Origin of the sequence: Erwinia rhapontici, from assembly GCF_012271765.1 — a bacterium.
Classification (GTDB): Bacteria; Pseudomonadota; Gammaproteobacteria; order Enterobacterales; family Enterobacteriaceae; genus Erwinia; species Erwinia rhapontici.
Genome location: NZ_VRKO01000017.1, coordinates 71,439 through 91,813 on the forward strand (window position 1 = coordinate 71,439; position 20,375 = coordinate 91,813).

General features: G+C 53.2%; 17 protein-coding genes, 2 tRNA genes and 1 rRNA gene. 17 read left to right on the forward strand and 3 right to left on the reverse strand.

Translation table 11 applies throughout. The features are described 5' to 3' along the window. The first annotated feature begins 148 nt into the window (after positions 1-148). The 8 genes from rmuC to tatD all read left to right on the forward strand — a co-directional run bounded on the left by rmuC (position 149) and on the right by tatD (position 7,296). On the forward strand, positions 149-1,684 hold the full coding sequence (gene rmuC / locus FVB43_RS22025) for a DNA recombination protein RmuC (protein WP_133846826.1): 1,536 nt from the start codon (positions 149-151) through the stop codon (positions 1,682-1,684). A 74-nt stretch (positions 1,685-1,758) separates the two neighbouring features. Then, positions 1,759-2,514 carry a bifunctional demethylmenaquinone methyltransferase/2-methoxy-6-polyprenyl-1,4-benzoquinol methylase UbiE gene (ubiE, locus tag FVB43_RS22030; RefSeq protein ID WP_133846825.1) on the forward strand — a complete coding sequence of 252 codons (756 nt, stop codon included), beginning with the start codon at positions 1,759-1,761 and terminating at the stop codon, positions 2,512-2,514. 12 nt (positions 2,515-2,526) lie between these two features. After that, positions 2,527-3,132: a ubiquinone biosynthesis protein UbiJ gene (gene ubiJ / locus FVB43_RS22035; RefSeq protein WP_159338547.1), complete on the forward strand. Its 606-nt coding sequence runs from the start codon at positions 2,527-2,529 to the stop codon at positions 3,130-3,132. Then, a complete protein-coding gene (gene ubiB / locus FVB43_RS22040) occupies positions 3,129-4,766 on the forward strand; it encodes a ubiquinone biosynthesis regulatory protein kinase UbiB (RefSeq protein WP_133846823.1) in 1,638 nt (545 codons plus the stop codon). Before ubiJ ends, ubiB begins: the two co-directional genes overlap by 4 nt. Positions 4,767-4,882: 116 nt before the next feature. Further along, positions 4,883-5,131: a twin-arginine translocase TatA/TatE family subunit gene (tatA, locus tag FVB43_RS22045; RefSeq protein ID WP_133846885.1), complete on the forward strand. Its 249-nt coding sequence runs from the start codon at positions 4,883-4,885 to the stop codon at positions 5,129-5,131. A 3-nt stretch (positions 5,132-5,134) separates the two neighbouring features. Then, positions 5,135-5,668 carry a Sec-independent protein translocase protein TatB gene (gene tatB / locus FVB43_RS22050; protein WP_133846822.1) on the forward strand — a complete coding sequence of 178 codons (534 nt, stop codon included), beginning with the start codon at positions 5,135-5,137 and terminating at the stop codon, positions 5,666-5,668. 2 nt (positions 5,669-5,670) lie between these two features. Continuing rightward, complete coding sequence (gene tatC, locus FVB43_RS22055; RefSeq protein WP_133846821.1) at positions 5,671-6,435, forward strand: Sec-independent protein translocase subunit TatC; 765 nt, start codon at positions 5,671-5,673, stop codon at positions 6,433-6,435. Between the two features lie 81 nt (positions 6,436-6,516). Next, on the forward strand, positions 6,517-7,296 hold the full coding sequence (tatD, locus tag FVB43_RS22060; RefSeq protein WP_133846820.1) for a 3'-5' ssDNA/RNA exonuclease TatD: 780 nt from the start codon (positions 6,517-6,519) through the stop codon (positions 7,294-7,296). A 38-nt stretch (positions 7,297-7,334) separates the two neighbouring features. Here tatD and rfaH read toward each other — a convergent pair whose 3' ends face one another. Next, complete coding sequence (gene rfaH / locus FVB43_RS22065; RefSeq protein ID WP_167864787.1) at positions 7,335-7,820, reverse strand: transcription/translation regulatory transformer protein RfaH; 486 nt, start codon at positions 7,818-7,820, stop codon at positions 7,335-7,337. Positions 7,821-8,148: 328 nt separating this feature from the next. On the opposite strand from rfaH, the gene ubiD reads away from it, so the two are divergent. Further along, positions 8,149-9,633 (forward strand): 4-hydroxy-3-polyprenylbenzoate decarboxylase, encoded by a 1,485-nt coding sequence (gene ubiD, locus FVB43_RS22070; RefSeq protein WP_133846818.1) that lies wholly within the window; start codon positions 8,149-8,151, stop codon positions 9,631-9,633. Positions 9,634-9,678: 45 nt separating this feature from the next. Further along, positions 9,679-10,377, forward strand: coding sequence for an NAD(P)H-flavin reductase (gene fre, locus FVB43_RS22075; protein WP_133846817.1), 699 nt, complete (start codon positions 9,679-9,681; stop codon positions 10,375-10,377). Between the two features lie 47 nt (positions 10,378-10,424). Here fre and fadA read toward each other — a convergent pair whose 3' ends face one another. Both fadA and fadB read right to left on the reverse strand, forming a co-directional pair. Continuing rightward, positions 10,425-11,588, reverse strand: a complete 1,164-nt coding sequence (gene fadA, locus FVB43_RS22080) for an acetyl-CoA C-acyltransferase FadA (protein WP_133846816.1) — start codon at positions 11,586-11,588, stop codon at positions 10,425-10,427. A gap of 10 nt (positions 11,589-11,598) precedes the next feature. Next, positions 11,599-13,785 carry a fatty acid oxidation complex subunit alpha FadB gene (gene fadB / locus FVB43_RS22085; RefSeq protein ID WP_133846815.1) on the reverse strand — a complete coding sequence of 729 codons (2,187 nt, stop codon included), beginning with the start codon at positions 13,783-13,785 and terminating at the stop codon, positions 11,599-11,601. A gap of 186 nt (positions 13,786-13,971) precedes the next feature. Between fadB and pepQ the strand changes: the two genes are divergently transcribed. The 7 genes from pepQ to FVB43_RS22120 all read left to right on the forward strand — a co-directional run bounded on the left by pepQ (position 13,972) and on the right by FVB43_RS22120 (position 20,260). After that, positions 13,972-15,303 carry a Xaa-Pro dipeptidase gene (pepQ, locus tag FVB43_RS22090; RefSeq protein WP_167864788.1) on the forward strand — a complete coding sequence of 444 codons (1,332 nt, stop codon included), beginning with the start codon at positions 13,972-13,974 and terminating at the stop codon, positions 15,301-15,303. Next, positions 15,303-15,914: an IMPACT family protein gene (locus tag FVB43_RS22095; protein ID WP_133846813.1), complete on the forward strand. Its 612-nt coding sequence runs from the start codon at positions 15,303-15,305 to the stop codon at positions 15,912-15,914. Before pepQ ends, FVB43_RS22095 begins: the two co-directional genes overlap by 1 nt. Positions 15,915-15,942: 28 nt before the next feature. Then, entirely contained in the window at positions 15,943-17,394 is a 1,452-nt protein-coding gene (trkH, locus tag FVB43_RS22100) for a Trk system potassium transporter TrkH (RefSeq protein ID WP_133846812.1), read from the forward strand. A gap of 14 nt (positions 17,395-17,408) precedes the next feature. Further along, positions 17,409-17,945: a menaquinone-dependent protoporphyrinogen IX dehydrogenase gene (gene hemG / locus FVB43_RS22105; RefSeq protein WP_133846811.1), complete on the forward strand. Its 537-nt coding sequence runs from the start codon at positions 17,409-17,411 to the stop codon at positions 17,943-17,945. Positions 17,946-18,357: 412 nt separating this feature from the next. After that, a 16S ribosomal RNA gene (locus FVB43_RS22110) occupies positions 18,358-19,900 on the forward strand. 73 nt (positions 19,901-19,973) lie between these two features. Continuing rightward, positions 19,974-20,050 (forward strand) — tRNA-Ile (locus tag FVB43_RS22115). A gap of 134 nt (positions 20,051-20,184) precedes the next feature. Continuing rightward, positions 20,185-20,260 (forward strand) — tRNA-Ala (locus tag FVB43_RS22120). Positions 20,261-20,375 lie beyond the last annotated feature (115 nt).

Sequence of the window (20,375 nt, forward strand, 5' to 3'; positions counted from 1 at the left end):
ACGGCCTGCAATGCCTTTTCCGCCGTGAAAAAATTCAGATCCTCCTCGATATTCCCTCCCTAAGCTGCCCGTTCACTGCTTTTTATCTGGACATTCATACAGTGCACCTCTATTTTTCCGCTGTCAGGGTTTCAGCAGGAGAAGCAGGGTGGATGCAACAATCGTATATGGTGCCGGTATTGGTCTGGTTGGGTTGCTGGCGGGCTGGTTAATCGCCGGGATCCGCAGCCAGCAGCAGCTGGCCAACGGCGAAACTGAGCGGCGTTTGCTTCAGCAGTCGGTGGAACTGGCGGAATCTGAACGCCAGCGTCAGCAGCAGCAACTGGATGCCCAGCTCCTGACGCAAAAACAGAATGAGCAGGAATTGCGTCAGCTGCACGGTTCACTGGCAGCGGCCGGAGAGAAGCTGCACCAGCTTGATCACTGGCGTGGTGAAACTGAGCAGCTCAATCGTGAGCTGCGCAATCAGCTGGAGATCAATGCCTCGCAGGAGGCTGAACTGCGCGAAGTTACCATCCGCCTGGAAGAGACGCGCATGGCGGCGGAAGAGAAGCAGCGGCTGCTGGTGAACAGTGAGCAGCGCCTTAACGCGCAGTTTGAAAATCTGGCGAACCGCATCTTTGAAAACAGTGGCCGCCGGGTGGATGAACAAAATCGTCAGAGCCTGCATGGCCTGATTACGCCGCTGCGGGAACAGCTTGAGGGCTTTCGCCGCCAGGTTCAGGAAGGATTTGGCCAGGAGGCGCGTGAACGGCACACCCTCGCGCATGAAATACGGAACCTGCAACAGCTGAATGCGCAGATGGCCCAGGAAGCGATCAACCTGACCAAGGCGCTCAAGGGAGATAACAAAACGCAGGGTAACTGGGGAGAAGTGATCCTCAGCCGGGTGCTGGAAGCTTCCGGTTTGCGTGAAGGCCATGAATACGAAACGCAGGTTAACATCCAGCTTGAGCAAAATGGGCGAATGCAGCCTGACGTGATCGTACGCCTGCCGCAGGGCAAGGATGTGGTGATTGACGCCAAAATGACGCTGGTGGCCTATGAGCGCTATTTTAACGGTGATGATGACGCAGCGCGTGAACTGGCAATCACTGAGCATATCGCTGCGATCCGTGGGCACTTACGCCTGCTAAGCCGAAAAGATTACCAACAATTACCGGGTTTACGCTCGCTGGATTATGTGTTGATGTTTATCCCGGTGGAACCCGCTTTCCTGCTGGCCATCGACAGACAGCCAGAGCTGATCAACGAGGCGTTGAACCAGAACATCATGCTGGTCAGCCCGACCACCTTGCTGGTGGCGCTGCGCACCATCAATAATCTGTGGCGCTATGAGCACCAGAGTCGTCACGCCCAGCGTATTGCCGATCGTGCCGCCCGGCTCTATGACAAAATGCGTCTTTTTGTCGATGATATGAGTGCCATCGGCCAGAACCTTGATAAGGCTCAGGATAGCTATCGACAGGCAATGAAAAAATTGTCCGAAGGTCGGGGCAATCTGATTGCTCAGACAGAAGGGTTCCGCCAGATGGGGGTTGAAGTGAAGCGTCCGATTAACCCAAGGCTGGTGGAACAGGCATTACCAGAAGCTGATGACGATGTGGATGACGATGATGATATGCCGCCTGTAGAAAAGGCGGAATATTCGCCGGATGCAGTATCACGCCGTATCAATGAATAAGCGTGCGGCCAGTGCCTGGCCTGCGTGACTCTGGTACACTTGGCAAATATTTGATTGTAGAGCAGGCAAAACAAATGGCAGATGAATCAAAGGACACAACCCACTTCGGCTACCGCACCGTTGCGAAAGACGAAAAGGCCGATATGGTTGCTGATGTTTTCCATTCCGTTGCGGCCAAATATGATCTGATGAATGACCTGATGTCATTCGGCATTCACCGCATCTGGAAGCGTTTTACCATTGATTCCAGCGGCGTGCGCCGTGGGCAACGCGTTCTCGATCTGGCGGGTGGCACGGGTGACCTCACGGCGAAATTCTCGCGCCTGGTGGGTGAAACCGGTGAAGTCGTGCTGGCCGATATCAACAGCTCAATGCTGAAAGTGGGCCGTGAAAAGCTGCGCAATAAAGGCATTATCGGCAACGTGAATTATGTGCAGGCCAACGCCGAAGCACTGCCGTTTCCTGATAACTATTTTGACTGCATCACTATCGCTTTCGGTCTGCGTAATGTGACTGAAAAAGAAAAAGCGCTGGCGTCCATGTTCCGTGTGCTGAAGCCGGGTGGGCGTTTGCTGGTACTGGAGTTTTCCAAGCCGCAGTTCGCACCGTTGAGCAAAGCGTACGATGCCTATTCATTCCATATTTTGCCGCGCATTGGTGAAATGGTCGCGAAAGACGCAGGCAGCTATCGCTATCTGGCAGAGTCCATCCGTATGCATCCCGATCAGGACACTCTGAAACAGATGATGAATGACGTTGGCTTTGAAAACACCACGTATCACAATCTGACGGGCGGCATTGTTGCCTTGCACCGCGGATTTAAGTTTTAAGCAGGGAAACGAATGACATTAACGCCGCTATTAACCGCCAGTCTGGAGACCGCACTTAACCATTTGCTGTACCGCGATCGTGGCCTTAAGGCGGCGCGTCAACGTCTCAATGGTCGCAGCCTGGCGATCGTGCTGGCCGAGCTTAAGCAGCCGATTATCTTCATTTTCAGTGAACAGCAGGTGGACGTGATTGGCGAATGGAGTGATACACCGGATTGTACGGTGAAGACGCGCTTTGCCACGCTGTCAAAACTGCGTGATCGGCAGCAACTGACGACACTTATTCGCAGCGGTGAGCTGGAAGTTGAAGGTGACCTTCAGGTTGTGCAGCAGTTTTCGGCCCTGCTGGACCTGGCAGAACTGGACCCGGCAGAGTATCTTGCGCCCTGGATCGGTGATATCGCCGCCCAGGGCATCACGCAGTTCGCCCGACGTGGTTTCAACGCGGTCCGCCGTGATGTGCAGCGTAAACAGAGTTATCTGTCACAAACGGTGACGGAAGAGTGGCGTCTGGCACCGGGTTCGCTTGAGCTGGTGTGGTTTGCTGAAGAAGTGGATGCGCTGTCCCGTTCGCTGGATGCGTTAGATGCTCGCCTTAGCCAGCTGGAGGTCAAATGACCTTCGGTGAACTGCGTCGTCTCTATCTGATTATTCGTGTGTTCCTCAGCTACGGTCTTGATGAACTGATCCCGAAAATGCGCCTGACTCTGCCGTTACGGCTGGGGCGTAAATGCCTGTTCTGGATGCCTAACCGCCATAAAGACAAGCCATTGGGCGAGCGTTTACGCTTGTCTCTGGAGCAGTTAGGGCCGGTGTGGATTAAGTTTGGGCAAATGATGTCGACCCGTCGGGACCTGTTTCCGCCGTTGATCGCTGATCAGCTAGCGATGTTGCAGGATCGCGTCGCGCCATTTGATGGGGCTAAAGCGCTTAAACTGATCGAACAGTCGCTGGGTGCGCCTATCGACACCCAGTTCGATGATTTCAATATTGTCCCGCTGGCTTCTGCCTCTATCGCCCAGGTACATACTGCAACCCTGAAAGAGAACGGCCGTGAAGTGGTGATCAAGGTGATCCGCCCGGACATTTTGCCGGTGATTAAAGCGGATATGCGATTGATTTACCGCCTGGCGCGCTGGGTGCCGCGTTTGTTACCTGATGGTCGCCGTCTGCGTCCACGCGAAGTGGTGGCGGACTATGAAAAAACACTGCTCGACGAGCTGAACCTGCTGCGCGAAGCCGCCAATGCTATCCAGCTGCGACGGAACTTTGATAGCAGCAAGATGCTGTACATACCGGAAGTCTTTTCAGATTACTGCAGTGAAAATATGATGGTGATGGAGCGTATTTACGGTATTCCCATCTCCGATGTGGTGACGCTGGAGCAGCATGGCGTCAACATGAAGCTGCTGGCCGAGCGTGGCGTACAGGTCTTCTTTACCCAGGTGTTCCGTGACAGCTTTTTCCATGCGGATATGCACCCCGGTAACATCTTCGTCAGCTATGAACATCCGGAAGATCCGCAATATATTGGCATTGACTGCGGTATTGTTGGCTCTCTGAACAAAGAAGATAAACGCTATCTGGCAGAGAATTTCATTGCCTTCTTTAATCGCGACTACCGTAAGGTGGCCGAGCTGCACGTGGATTCCGGCTGGGTGCCGCCCGATACCAATGTGGAAGATTTCGAATTCGCCATTCGCACAGTGTGCGAACCGATTTTTGAGAAACCGCTGGCCGAAATTTCGTTCGGACATGTGCTACTTAACCTGTTTAATACGGCACGTCGCTTTAATATGGAAGTGCAGCCTCAGCTGGTTCTGCTGCAAAAAACCTTGCTGTACGTTGAAGGGGTGGGTCGCCAGCTCTATCCACAGCTGGATTTGTGGAAAACGGCCAAGCCTTTCCTGGAAGACTGGATTAAAGACCAGGTAGGGATTCCTGCCATTGTGCGTGCGTTGAAAGAAAAAGCGCCGTTCTGGGCAGAAAAATTGCCTGAGCTGCCAGAGCTATTTTATGACAGCCTGCGTCAGCATAAGCATTTGCGCCACAGTGTTGATCGCCTGGCTAACGATCTGAAAGGAGAGCGTGCAAAGCAGCATCAGTCGCGCTATCTGTTTGGTGTCGGTGCTACATTGCTGCTCAGTGGGACGGCAATCCTGCTGTCACGTCCTGAATGGGATATGTTCTCTGCCGGGCTGATGGCCGCAGGCGTTGTTGCCTGGCTGGTGGGCTGGCGCAGAACAAACTGATTGTCATGAAAGGTAAATAGGCAGTTTATTGCGCAAGGGGCAAGGTTTGCGCATCGTAAGTAAGACATAAGCTGTTATATACTCGAAATCCGCATCACTTATTGTTATCAGAGGTAATCATGGGTATTACACTTCCACACTTGTTGATCATCGCGGTACTGGTGATTCTGTTGTTTGGCACCAAAAAACTGCGCTCACTGGGTTCTGACCTCGGTTCGTCGATCAAAGGCTTTAAAAAAGCCATGAGCGATGAAGACGACAAAGAAAAAAACCATGCTCATGATGATGCTGACTTCAATGCCAAACTGGCTGAACCGCAGCAGACTGAAGCGAAGAAAGAAGACGTCAAGAACGACAAGGTGTAATCCGTGTTCGACATAGGCTTTGGTGAACTGGTACTGGTATTCGTTATTGGCCTGGTGGTATTGGGTCCGCAGCGTTTACCTGTTGCAGTCAGAACGGTGATGGGCTGGATTCGCGCAATGCGTTCTCTGGCAACCAGCGTTCAGAATGAGCTGGCCCAGGAACTGAAAATTCAGGAACTGCAGGACGGCCTGAAAAAAATTGAACAGGCCAGCAAAGACAGTCTCTCCCCTGAACTGAAAGCGACGGTCGATGAGCTGAAACAGACGGCTGATTCAATGAAGCGCTCCTACTTGGGCGAAAATGAAAAAGCGGATGACGAAGCTCATACTATCCATAATCCGTTGGTGAAAGATCCGCAAGAATCGCATGATGGTGCCACGCCAGCGGCAGCGGATCACCAGGCAAGTGCGCCTGCACAGGCACCTGTCACGGTGACGCAATCTGCCTCGTCAATGCCATCTGAATCGAAACAGCCGCCAGCGTCTTCCGCTCCGCGTGCACCCGTGCCACCCCTACAACCAGGCGATGAACGTTAAATATGGCTGTTGATGATACCCAACCGCTTATCAGTCATCTGATTGAGCTACGTAAGCGCCTGTTGAACAGCATTATTGCTGTTCTGGCCATTTTTCTGTGCCTGGTGTATTTTTCCAACGATATTTATCAACTTGTCTCGGCGCCATTGATCAAGCAATTGCCCGCCGGGGCCAGTATGATCGCTACGGATGTCGCCTCTCCTTTTCTGGCACCGATTAAGCTGACAATCATTGTCTCTTTGTTCCTGTCAGTGCCGGTTATCCTCTACCAGGTGTGGGCTTTTGTGGCGCCCGCGTTGTATCGCCATGAACGCAGGCTGGTTATGCCCCTGCTGTTTTCCAGTTCATTCCTATTCTACCTGGGGATGGCTTTCGCCTACTTTATTGTCTTCCCGCTGGCGTTTAGTTTCTTTGCCAAGACCGCGCCCCAGGGAGTGACGATTGCCACCGACATTAATAACTATCTCGATTTTGTGATGACGTTATTTATGGCATTTGGTGTGTCGTTCGAAGTACCGATTGCTATCGTTCTGCTGTGCTGGACCGGGGTAACAACGCCAGAAGATTTGCGTGCGAAGCGCCCGTATGTGCTGGTAGGTGCATTTGTCGTGGGCATGTTACTGACGCCGCCGGATATCTTCTCCCAGACGTTGCTGGCCATTCCGATGTACTGCCTGTTTGAAGTCGGTGTTTTTGTTTCCCGCTTCTACGTGGGTAAAAACCGTCGAGATGATGAAGACGAAGTACAGGACGCGGAATCGGAGTAACGATGCGCGAACGGCTGCCACCGGCAGAACAATCTGAATAAATTAACCGCCCGTCAGGGCGGTTACTGTATGGAAGAGACTATGTTTGATATTGGTGTAAACCTGACCAGCACGCAGTTCGCGAAAGATCGCGAAAAAGTCGTTAAACGTGCGCGTGAAGCGGGTGTCACCGGCATGTTGATTACGGGCACCAATGCGCTGGAAAGTCAGCAGGCTTGCAGCCTTGCACAGCAGCATCCGAAGTATTGCTGGTCAACCGCTGGCGTTCATCCCCATCATGCCAGCGAGTGGTCGGGAGAAACGGCGGCTACGCTGCGTCGACTGGCAGAAAACGAGCGGGTTGTCGCTATTGGGGAGTGTGGCCTCGATTTTAACCGTAACTTTTCTGAGCCGGAACAGCAGGCTTACGCCTTTGAAGCCCAGCTCGCTTTGGCCGCCGAATTATCACTGCCTGTGTTTCTGCACTGCCGGGAAGCCCATGAGCGGTTTATTGCGATCCTGACGCCGTGGTTACCTAAGCTACCAGCGGCTGTATTGCACTGCTTTACCGGGACACGTGAAGAGCTGGAAGCCTGTCTGGCAGTGGGATTATCTATCGGAATTACCGGATGGGTGTGCGATGAGCGAAGAGGACAGGCGCTGCGCGAGTTGATGCCGTTGATCCCGGCAGAACGTCTGTTGCTGGAAACGGATGCGCCCTGGTTGCTCCCGCGTGATATGCACCCACGTCCGGCATCGCGCCGCAATGAACCCTGTTTTTTACCGCATATTGTTCAACAGGTGGCACTACTGCGTGGGGAAGATGCGGGTGAACTGGCGGAGCAAACGGCGTTAAACGCACGAAAACTGTTTGGTCTGTGAGACGCCCTGGGGCTATTTTTGCCTCTGAATGATGCGTATTACAGCTTCTGAAACTGGCGGTTGCCCACACTGCGTACCACCTGTTTATTTAACAGGTTCAGTAGCAGCATAGATCGGGCTTCACCGTCAGGTTCAGTGAATATCGCCTGCAACCCTTCAAATGCTCCCTCGGTAATAATCACCGTATCGCCTGGCTGCGGCAGCTCACTTTCTACGACGGTTTCGATAGGGCTTTGCAACGCGACAATCACATCCAGCGGGACGGTGGCGGGCTGGGTACCAAAACGGACAAAATGGCTGACCCCACGCGTTGCGCTGATGGTTGTGGTGTGAATGGATTCAGGATCGAACTCAATAAACAGATAATTAGGGAATAACGGTTCATTCACCTGGGTACGTTTACCGCGCACTGTTTTCTCTAAAGCAATCATCGGGCTGAGGCAATGCACGGCCTGGCGCTCAAGGTGTTCTTTTGCGCGCAGTAACTGACCTCGTTTGCAGTAAAGTAAATACCAGGATTCCATAACATCACTTTCCAATTATCTGTCCGATAAGAATAGCAAAATCGCTCTGAGAGATATAGCGAGATTGGCGGCATCAGTCTGTTTCATCCCCCTGGCTCACAGGGTACTCCGTCATACGATAACGCTGAATTCGCCGTTATTATCGAATCAACTTGTCGCCTTACACCTGTGTCGTATCCTTATTATGCACGGTAGATCAGCCTTATTCTAATAAGCGAGTCCGCTGTGTTTTGCCGTGCGCAAGAGGCTAAACGTTGCAACAAAATTTACCCTGAGCGATGGATCGGCACTATAATGGCCGACTCACTGACCGTACTGATGGAAAGTCATGAAATACCACGACTTACGCGACTTCCTTTCTCTGCTTGAACAGCGTGGGGAATTAAAACGCATCAAACATGAGATCGATCCCGATCTGGAAATGACTGAAATTGCCGATCGCACACTGCGTGCCGGTGGTCCTGCTCTGCTGTTTGAAAACCCGAAAGGTTACAGCATGCCAGTCCTTTGCAATCTCTTTGGTACCCCGGACCGCGTGGCGCTGGGCATGGGCCAGGAGGATGTTAAAGCACTGCGTGACGTTGGCCGCCTGCTGGCCTTCCTTAAGGAGCCTGAGCCGCCGCGTGGTTTCCGCGACTTCTTCGATAAAATGCCGCAGTGGAAGCAGGTCCTGAACATGCCGACCAAACGGCTGCGCAGTGCACCTTGCCAGGAACAAATCTGGCAGGGCGATGATGTCGATCTCAGCCGTATTCCGGTGATGAAATGCTGGCCAGACGACGCAGCACCGCTGGTGACCTGGGGTCTGACCGTGACGCGCGGCCCGCTGAAAGAACGCCAGAATTTAGGCATCTATCGTCAGCAGGTGATTGGTAAAAACAAACTGATCATGCGTTGGCTCTCACACCGTGGCGGCGCACTGGATTTCCAGGATTGGTGCCAGCAGCATCCGGGCGAACGTTTTCCCGTCTCTGTTGCGCTGGGTGCCGATCCGGCCACCATTCTCGCGGCCGTCACGCCAGTGCCGGATACTCTGTCGGAATATGCTTTTGCCGGGCTGTTACGCGGCACGAAAACCGAAGTGGTTAAGTGCGTTTCCAACGATCTGGAAGTCCCTGCCAGTGCAGAAATTGTGTTGGAGGGGTACATTGAACCGGGTGAAATGGCACCGGAAGGTCCATACGGTGACCACACTGGTTACTATAATGAAGTGGATAACTTCCCGGTGTTCACCATCACGCATATTACGCAGCGCCGTGATGCGATTTATCACTCTACCTTTACCGGGCGTCCGCCGGATGAACCTGCGGTACTGGGTGTCGCGCTGAATGAAGTGTTTGTGCCGATCCTGCAAAAACAGTTTCCGGAGATTGTGGATTTCTATTTACCACCGGAAGGGTGTTCATACCGTCTTGCCGTGGTGACGATTAAGAAACAGTATGCCGGACACGCCAAACGCGTCATGATGGGTGTCTGGTCTTTCTTGCGTCAGTTTATGTATACCAAATTTGTTATCGTCTGCGATGATGACATTAATGCCCGAGACTGGAATGATGTCATATGGGCGATCACCACGCGTATGGATCCGGCCCGTGATACCGTGCTGATTGAAAATACACCGATCGACTACCTCGATTTTGCCTCGCCTGTTTCGGGTCTGGGGTCAAAAATGGGGCTTGATGCGACCAATAAATGGCCGGGTGAAACCCAGCGCGAGTGGGGTACGCCAATCCGTAAGGACCCTGCCGTTACCGCACGTATTGATGCGATCTGGGATGAGTTAGGCATCTTGAGTGATACACCAGCGCGATGAAGCGCTGGCGGTCAAATGATAATGACGACCCGACAGAGGGAACGCATGACAACCTTAAGCTGTAAAGTGACCTCAGTAGAGGCTATTACCGATACCGTGTACCGCGTACGAATGATCCCTGAAGCTGATTTTAGCTTCCAGGCGGGTCAGTATTTGATGGTGGTGATGGATGAAAACGACAAACGTCCGTTCTCACTGGCATCAACGCCGATGGAAAAAGACATTATTGAGCTGCATATTGGTGCCTCTGAGCTGAACCTCTATGCGATGGCCGTAATGGAACGTATCCAACAGCAGCGTCAGATCACCGTTGATATTCCTCATGGTGATGCATGGCTACAAGAGGGCGAACGTCCGCTGGTATTGATTGCTGGCGGCACAGGTTTCTCCTATGCGCGTTCCATTTTGCTGACAGCATTGTCGCAGCAGCCGGATCGCCATATTGCGATCTACTGGGGTGGGCGCGAGCTGAAACACCTGTACGATCTGGATGAACTGAACGCCCTGGCGATTAAGCACCCGAACCTGAGCGTTATTCCGGTGGTCGAGCAACCTGAAGAGGGCTTTACCGGCCGTAATGGCACCGTTCTGACCGCTGTCATGCAGGATTATGGCTCTCTTGCCGATCACGATATCTACATAGCTGGTCGTTTTGAGATGGCTAAAATCGCCCGTGAACGCTTCTGTGCTGAACGTGGTGCACAGGAATCGCGCATGTTTGGCGATGCTTTTGCCTTTATCTGATAGTAAGGGGCAGCCTGGCTGCCCCTTGTTTTTACCCGTGTTGAAAGCTAAACGCGTTCGAACACCGTTGCGATCCCCTGTCCCAACCCGATGCACATGGTGGCAAGGCCAAATTGCGCATCCCGTCGTTCCATCAGATTAAGCAGTGTGGTGCTGATACGCGCTCCTGAGCATCCCAGTGGGTGGCCTAATGCAATCGCGCCGCCATTCAGATTCACCTTCTCGTCGAGCTGATCCATTAACCCCAGATCCTTAATACAGGGCAGGGTTTGTGCCGCAAAGGCTTCATTCAATTCAAACACACCGATATCGCTGGCGTTCAGCCCGGCACGTTTCAGCGCCAGCTGTGATGCCGGAACAGGACCGTACCCCATAATTGACGGGTCACAGCCGACAACGGCCATTGCGCGGATCCGGGCTCGCGGTGTGAGGCCAGACTCCCGTGCGAGTGACTCGCTCATCACCAGCATGGCGGCTGCGCCGTCGGAGAGTGCTGAACTGCTGCCCGCCGTCACGGTACCGTTCACTGGATCAAATGCCGGGCGCAATGCTGCCAGATTTTCCACGGTGGTATCCGGGCGAATAACTTCATCGGTGTCATAGCGTTTTAATACACCATCGGCGTCATGCCCGGATACAGACACAATTTCACTGGCGAAATGCCCGGCTTCCGTTGCTGCCCAGGCGCGCTGATGGGATCGCGCGGCAAACTGATCCTGCATCTCACGACTGATACCGTGAATTTTTGCCAGCATTTCAGCCGTCAGGCCCATCATTCCCGCCGCTTTCGCGACATTGCGGCTCAGCCCGGGATGGAAGTCGACGCCGTGATTCATCGGTACGTGACCCATGTGTTCTACGCCGCCAATCAGGCAGGCGCGGGCATCGCCCACCATAATGGCGCGTGCGGCATCGTGCAGTGCCTGCATCGACGAGCCACACAGGCGGTTGACGGTGGTCGCGGGCACGCTATGAGGGATTTCCGCCAGCAGAGCCGCATTACGCGCAATATTAAATCCCTGTTCCAGCGTCTGCTGAACGCAACCCCAATAGATGTCATCCAGCAACGCGGCGTCCAGCGCAGAATTGCGGCTGAGCAGGCTACGCATCAGATGAGCTGAAAGGTCTTCGGCACGTACATGGCGAAATGCGCCACCTTTCGAACGTCCCATTGGCGTGCGAATGGCATCAACGATCACAACTTTTTCCATTTTGATTTCCTCACGCCGTTTTCAAAGAGAGATCATTCAGGGGAACCGCCAGCGGATACCAGCTTCCGCCCTGCGCTGCCTTATCCCGTAACCCGTCCGGCAGATGATAAAGCGGACCGAGTACAGTGAGCGGTTCAGCCTGAGCAACAAACTGATCGCTGCCAAGGGTGTCCAGATAGCGGAACGCGCCGCCGTGGAACGGTGGGAAGCCAAGGCCGTACACCAGCGCCATATCGGCTTCCGCCGGACTGGCAATAATGCCTTCTTCCAGACAGCGAACCACTTCGTTAATCATGGGGATCATCATGCGCGCGATAATTTCCTCATCGCTGAACACGCGTTTAGGCTGGCACACGCTCTGCAACAAACGATCGGTTTCGGCATCCGTCACCTTTTTCGCTTTACCTTTATTGTCGGTTTCCCAGCGCCAGAATCCTTGCTGGTTTTTCTGGCCGTAGCGTTTTGCTTCAAACAGGATATCGATGGCATCCCGGTACTCTTTCTTCATACGTTGCGGGAAGCCCTCTGCCATAACGCGTTGCGCATGATGCGCTGTATCGATGCCTACCACATCCAGCAGCCACGAGGGGCCCATTGGCCAGCCGAACTGTTTTTCCATCACCTTATCAACCTGACGGAAGTCGGCGCCGTCGCGCAGCAGCAGACTGAAGCCAGCGAAGTAGGGGAACAGCACGCGGTTCACAAAGAATCCTGGACAGTCATTGACGACAATCGGTGTCTTGCCCATTTTGCTGGCCCAGGCCACCACTTTGGCGATGGTGCTTTCAGCGGTTTTTTCTCCCCGGATAACCTCAACGAGTGGCATACGGGGCACCGGGTTGAAGAAGTGCATACCGCAGAAATTTTCCGGGCGGGTGAGTGCTTTAGCAAGCTGGCTGATGGGAATGGTCGAGGTGTTCGATGCCAGAATCGTATCCGGGCGAATGTGACTTTCTGTTTCGGCCAGTACGGCCGCTTTCACCTGCGGATTTTCTACTACCGCTTCTACTACCACATCAACCCGATCGAACCCCGTATAGTGAAGCGTGGGTTGAATGGTGCTGATGACTCCTGCGAGCGTCAGACCATCAATCTTGCCGCGTACCAGCTGCTTATTCAGCAGTTTTGCGGCTTCATTCATCCCCAGCGTCAGCGATGTGTCGCTGATATCTTTCATGATAACCGGCACGCCTTTCCAGGCGGACTGATAAGCGATGCCGCCGCCCATGATGCCGGCACCCAGCACGGCGGCCTGTTTTGGCGTTTCGACGTCGCGGGTCAGTTTCTTCGCTTTGGCTTTCACCGCCTGATCGTTAAGGAAAATCCCGACCAGGGCACGGGCTTCATTCGATCGTGCCAGGGGAACAAACGCAGCCGTTTCCAGTTTCAGTGCTTCATCACGTCCCAGACGTGCGGCGGCTTCAATGGTTTTCACGGCGGTCAGTGGGGCCGGATAGTGTTTCCCGGCGGTTTGCATCACCATAGCTTTGGCCGTGGTGAAACTCATTGCGGCTTCGATTTTATTCAGTTTTAGCGCTTCCAGCTTGCACTGGCGGCGTTCCCGCCACGGCTGTCGGCCGGAGATAGCTTCTTTCAACACGGATAATGCGGCGGCATCCAGTTTATCCGCAGCCACGACAGCATCTACCAGACCCACTTTCAGCGCCTGAGCGCCATCAATATCTTTACCTGCGGCAATAATCTCCAGCGCACTGTCAGCTCCCAGCAGACGTGGCAGGCGCACGGAACCGCCGAAACCTGGCATGATGCCAAGCTTCGTTTCCGGCAGGCCAATGCGGGTATCGGCAGTCGCGATACGGAAATCCGTTGCCAGCACGCATTCGCATCCGCCACCCAATGCATAACCACGGATGGCCGAAACGGTGGGGACAGGCAAATCTTCCAGCCGATTAAAGATGCTATTAGCAAAGCCCAGCCATGCTGTCAGTTTTTCTTCCGGGGCGATAAACAGTGAGAGGAATTCCGTGATATCGGCACCGACGATAAAGGCCGTTTTGCGCGAGGTTAGTAGAACGCCGCGCAGGGTGGGTTGCTGTTCCAGCACCGAGATAGCTTCACCGAGGCTGGCAACCGTCTGTGTATCCAGCTTGTTCACCGAGCCGGGCGCATCAAAAACCAGTTCGGCTATGCCGTCTTCCAGCCAGTCGAGGGATAGGGTTTCGCCTTGGTAGAGCATGTGTGTCTCCTGTGCCGCGATAAGGGGATCTGGTCATACCAGATGATCGTGAGTGTGGGATTGGTGTTGCTTATTTGCAAACGATACGTTGTCGATTTGCAAACAAGATCACAACTGCGGCAAAACGCCATACCCCTGCTGGCTGTGGTAAGATGCCGACAATTTCGTAATAACGGAGACAGGAAGATGGAGTCACTGGTTACGCTTTATCAGCAGCATGTTAAAACGTTACAGCAGCGCGCACAGCAGGTACTGGCGCGGCACAATCTTGATGCCATGCTGATTCATTCCGGGGAATTACTGACGGTATTTCTCGACGATCACACGTATCCCTTTAAGGTTAATCCTCAGTTCAAAGCCTGGGTGCCGGTCACTCAGGTGCCAAACTGCTGGCTGTGGATCGACGGTGTGAACAAACCGAAACTGTGGTTCTATTCCCCTGTTGATTACTGGCACAACGTTGAGCCTTTACCGCACAGTTTTTGGACGAGCGAAATTGACATCGTCGGCCTGAAAAGCGCGGATGACATTGGTCAGCAGTTGCCTGTGCAGCGCCAGAATGTGGCCTACATTGGCCCGGTGCCTGCACGAGCGACTCAGCTTGGATTCAGTGCCGAAGCGATTAATCCTCAGGGCGTGATCGACTTCCTGCATTATCACCGTGCTTATAAAACGGGTTATGAGCTGCACTGCCTGCGTCAGGCGCAGAAAACAGCCGTGACCGGTCATCGTGCGGCGAAAGAAGCGTTTCTGTCGGGTATGAGCGAGTTCGACATTAATGTCGCCTATCTCAGCGCGACCGGCCACCGCGATACCGATGTTCCTTATGGCAATATCATTGCCCTTAACGAACATGCAGCGGTGCTGCACTACACTAAACTCGAACATCAGCTCCCTGAACAGCGCCGCAGTTTCCTGATCGATGCAGGTGCCGAGTATAACGGCTACGCGGCAGACCTGACCCGCAGCTATGCGGCTAATGAGAAGAGCGACTATGCGCAGTTGATCCGGGATATGAACGCTGAAGAGCTGGCGTTGATTGCCACGATGAAAGCGGGCGTGCGCTATACCGAATACCATCAGCAGATGCATTACCGTATCGCCAGTCTGTTGTTGAAACACCAACTGGTGAATGGCATCAGCGCGGAAGCCATGGTGAAAGAGGATCTTACGGGGCCCTTTATGCCTCATGGCATCGGCCATCCGCTGGGCTTACAGGTGCATGACGTTGCAGGTTTTATGCAGGATGACCATGGGACACATCTGGCCGCCCCTGCGCAGTATCCTTACCTGCGTTGTACCCGCATGCTGGAGCCTGGAATGGTGCTGACGATTGAACCGGGCATCTACTTTATCGACTCGCTGCTGGCGCCGTGGCGTGCCGGTAAGTTCAGCCAGCATTTTGACTGGGCGAAAATTGATGCGCTGAAGCCTTACGGCGGTATTCGTATTGAAGATAATGTCGTGATTCATACCAACGGCGTAGAAAATATGACTCGCGATCTGCATCTGGCCTGATGGACGCTTACGATATCCCGGCTGAACTATTCAGCTTTAGCGAAGAGATCAAGAAAAGCCGCTTTATCACGCTACTGGCACATACCGAAGGTGTGGAGGCGGCGCGGGGATTCGTACAGCAGATCAAGCAGCAGCACCCAACGGCCCGGCATCACTGCTGGGCGTTCGTTGCCGGGGCACCCGATGATTCGCAACAGTTGGGATTCTCCGACGACGGGGAGCCGTCCGGTACCGCCGGAAAACCGATGCTGGCCCAGTTAATGGGTAACAATATTGGCGAAATTACGGCGGTGGTTGTGCGTTATTATGGCGGCATCCAGCTGGGAACGGGGGGGCTGGTCAAGGCCTATGGCGGTGGCGTGCAGCAGGCGTTGCGATTACTGCCCCGCAAGGTCAAGGTTCCCATGATGCAGTTCAGCCTGATTTGCGATTATGCCCAACTGGGTGATATTGAACGGATGGTCGCACGCTTTGATGGCCAGCTGATTCATACTGAGTTCCAACAGAACATTACTCTTCACCTGGCTCTGCCTCATGCGCAGGTGGCGGGCTTCAGGCAAAATCTGTCAGACTTTAGCCGGGGCGCTTTGCACTTAGCCTCGCTCACATAACACTTCATGTCAGGAAAGGAACGGCAGAATGCATTTTCGCGCCATTACCCGCATAGTGGGTTTACTGGTCATTTTGTTCTCAGGCACCATGATTGTGCCCGGGCTGGTGGCGTTAATTTACCGCGATGGGGCAGGGCGAGCATTCACTCAGACGTTTTTCATGGCGCTGATGATTGGGACGTTACTGTGGTGGCCCAACCGTAAAAAGAAGAGCGAGCTGAAGCCACGGGAAGGGTTTCTGATCGTCGTATTGTTCTGGACGGTGCTGGGTAGTGTGGGTGCTATGCCCTTTATCTTCGCAGAGCAGCCTAATCTGTCGCTGACCGATGCCTTTTTCGAATCGTTCTCCGCTCTGACGACCACCGGAGCCACCACGTTGGTGGGGCTGGATGCATTGCCGAAGGCGATTTTGTTTTATCGCCAGATGCTGCAGTGGCTGGGGGGGATGGGGATCATCGTACTCGCCGTAGCGATCCTGCCTATTCTTGGGGTGGGGGGAATGCAGCTCTACCGTGCCGAAATGCCTGGCCCGTTGAAAGACAATAAAATGCGGCCGCGTATTGCTGAAACAGCGAAAACGCTCTGGCTGATTTATGTGCTGCTGACGATTGCCTGTGCAGTGTCGCTGTGGATGGCGGGTATGTCGTTGTTTGATGCCATTGGGCACAGTTTCTCAACTATCGCCATTGGGGGGTTCTCTACCCATGATGCCAGCATTGGCTACTTTAATAGTCCGACTATTAATACCATCATCGCCGTCTTCCTGCTGATTTCTGGCTGTAACTACGGCCTGCACTTCTCGTTACTGAGCGGGCGCAACTTACGCGTGTACTGGCGTGACCCTGAATTTCGTATGTTTATCGGCGTACAGATTACACTGGTGATTATCTGTACTCTGGTGCTGTGGTTTCATAATGTCTATCAGACAGGAATGCAGACCATTAATCAGGCTTTCTTCCAGGTGGTATCGATGGCAACCACCGCAGGTTTCACGACGGACAGCATTGCGCGCTGGCCTCTCTTTTTACCCGTATTGTTACTCTGTTCTGCTTTTATTGGTGGCTGTGCGGGTTCGACGGGCGGTGGCCTGAAGGTGATCCGTATTCTGCTGTTGTTTAAGCAAGGGTCGCGAGAACTGAAAAGGCTGGTACACCCTAATGCGGTATACACCATTAAATTGGGTAGCCGTGCGCTGCCTGAACGCATTCTTGAAGCGGTGTGGGGGTTCTTCTCTGCCTATGCATTAGTATTCATCCTCAGCATGCTGGCGATCATCGCTACTGGTGTTGATGACTTCTCTGCATTTGCGGCTGTGGCAGCAACGCTGAATAATCTTGGCCCGGGCCTTGGTGTGGTGGCGGACAACTTTACCTCAATGAATGATACCGCCAAATGGATACTGATTTTGACGATGCTGTTCGGGCGTCTTGAAGTCTTCACCTTATTAGTTTTGTTTACGCCGACATTCTGGCGTGAATAAGTGAGAGTGGAATAATGAAAGCGTTAATCCTGTTTTCCAGCCGTGATGGGCAGACCCGCGAGATTGCCTTCTATATAGCTAACCAGCTAAAGGAGGTTCGGGAGTGTGATGTGTTCAACATCCAGCTTATTAACGAGATTGACTGGGCGCAGTACGATCGGGTGATGATTGGTGCTTCTATTCGTTATGGTCACTTCCATCCAGCGGTGGCCAAATTTGTGAAAACACACCTTAATGCACTGCAGCAGCGTTCAAGTGGTTTTTTCTCGGTAAACCTGACGGCACGTAAGCCTGAGAAGCGTACACCGCAGACCAATGCTTATACTCGAAAGTTTTTGATTCAGTCGCCGTGGGAGCCTGACTGCTGTGCTGTCTTTGCGGGCGCGCTGCGGTATCCGCGATACAGTTTCTTCGATCGCATCATGATCCAGTTGATTATGCGTATGACAAAGGGAGAAACCGATGCCAGTAAAGAAGTGGAGTATACCGACTGGCAACAAGTGGCCCGTTTTGCCCATGAATTTGCTGAATTACCGAACAAATCGCAGTAAAAAAACGCGCTTCGCTGAAAAATAACGCGCTCAGTCATTTTATTGCAATAAACACTTGTCACTCGTCGGAAACTGCCTATAATGCGCAACCACTGAGACGGCACAACGGCTTACGGCCAGCGGCTCAGGAGGTTCAGGAAGCATCTGAACCGCCGGAAAAAAACTTCTCAAAAAGAAGTTGACTCCGAAGGAGGAAAGCGTAATATACGCCACCTCGCAACAGGAAGCTTCGGCACTGATTGCACCGCTCTTTAACAATTTATCAGACAATCTGTGTGGGCACTCGCAGGATTGATATCAGTCACCTCCGGGTGACAAAAAATATCAAGTCTTAAGAGTGAACACATAATGAAATTCATTATGACGTTTTACACTTGAGCATCGCTGCACTTGTTGCAGCAAATCGAACTTTTAATTGAAGAGTTTGATCATGGCTCAGATTGAACGCTGGCGGCAGGCCTAACACATGCAAGTCGAACGGTAGCACAGAGGAGCTTGCTCCTTGGGTGACGAGTGGCGGACGGGTGAGTAATGCCTGGGAAACTGCCCGATGGAGGGGGATAACTACTGGAAACGGTAGCTAATACCGCATAACGTCTTCGGACCAAAGTGGGGGACCTTCGGGCCTCACACCATCGGATGTGCCCAGGTGGGATTAGCTAGTAGGTGGGGTAATGGCTCACCTAGGCGACGATCCCTAGCTGGTCTGAGAGGATGACCAGCCACACTGGAACTGAGACACGGTCCAGACTCCTACGGGAGGCAGCAGTGGGGAATATTGCACAATGGGCGCAAGCCTGATGCAGCCATGCCGCGTGTATGAAGAAGGCCTTCGGGTTGTAAAGTACTTTCAGTGGGGAGGAAGGCGATGAGGTTAATAGCCTCGTCGATTGACGTTACCCGCAGAAGAAGCACCGGCTAACTCCGTGCCAGCAGCCGCGGTAATACGGAGGGTGCAAGCGTTAATCGGAATTACTGGGCGTAAAGCGCACGCAGGCGGTCTGTCAAGTCGGATGTGAAATCCCCGGGCTCAACCTGGGAACTGCATTCGAAACTGGCAGACTAGAGTCTTGTAGAGGGGGGTAGAATTCCAGGTGTAGCGGTGAAATGCGTAGAGATCTGGAGGAATACCGGTGGCGAAGGCGGCCCCCTGGACAAAGACTGACGCTCAGGTGCGAAAGCGTGGGGAGCAAACAGGATTAGATACCCTGGTAGTCCACGCCGTAAACGATGTCGACTTGGAGGTTGTGCCCTTGAGGCGTGGCTTCCGGAGCTAACGCGTTAAGTCGACCGCCTGGGGAGTACGGCCGCAAGGTTAAAACTCAAATGAATTGACGGGGGCCCGCACAAGCGGTGGAGCATGTGGTTTAATTCGATGCAACGCGAAGAACCTTACCTGGCCTTGACATCCACGGAATTCGGCAGAGATGCCTTAGTGCCTTCGGGAACCGTGAGACAGGTGCTGCATGGCTGTCGTCAGCTCGTGTTGTGAAATGTTGGGTTAAGTCCCGCAACGAGCGCAACCCTTATCCTTTGTTGCCAGCACGTAATGGTGGGAACTCAAAGGAGACTGCCGGTGATAAACCGGAGGAAGGTGGGGATGACGTCAAGTCATCATGGCCCTTACGGCCAGGGCTACACACGTGCTACAATGGCGCATACAAAGAGAAGCGACCTCGCGAGAGCAAGCGGACCTCATAAAGTGCGTCGTAGTCCGGATCGGAGTCTGCAACTCGACTCCGTGAAGTCGGAATCGCTAGTAATCGTAGATCAGAATGCTACGGTGAATACGTTCCCGGGCCTTGTACACACCGCCCGTCACACCATGGGAGTGGGTTGCAAAAGAAGTAGGTAGCTTAACCTTCGGGAGGGCGCTTACCACTTTGTGATTCATGACTGGGGTGAAGTCGTAACAAGGTAACCGTAGGGGAACCTGCGGTTGGATCACCTCCTTACCTGAAGATACCTTCCCGCGTAGTGTCCACACAGATTGTCTGATGAAAAAGTAACGAGCAGAAAAACCTCTACAGGCTTGTAGCTCAGGTGGTTAGAGCGCACCCCTGATAAGGGTGAGGTCGGTGGTTCAAGTCCACTCAGGCCTACCAAATTTGCACTCATGCGGCGTTATGCATTCGGTCGTTTACCAAAGTAAACTTCCCTCCTGCATGCCTTGCCTGAGCACAAATTACATTTCTTCCCTGGAATGTAATGGTAGTAAAAGGTTTCTGTAAGACTGTATGGGGCTATAGCTCAGCTGGGAGAGCGCCTGCCTTGCACGCAGGAGGTCAGCGGTTCGATCCCGCTTAGCTCCACCATACTGTTTTTCTAAATAAAATACTTCAGAGTGTGCTGGATAACAGTATGCTGCGAAGTATTATGCTCTTTAACAATCCGGAACAAGCTGAAAATTGAAACGACATGTCGTTTTCA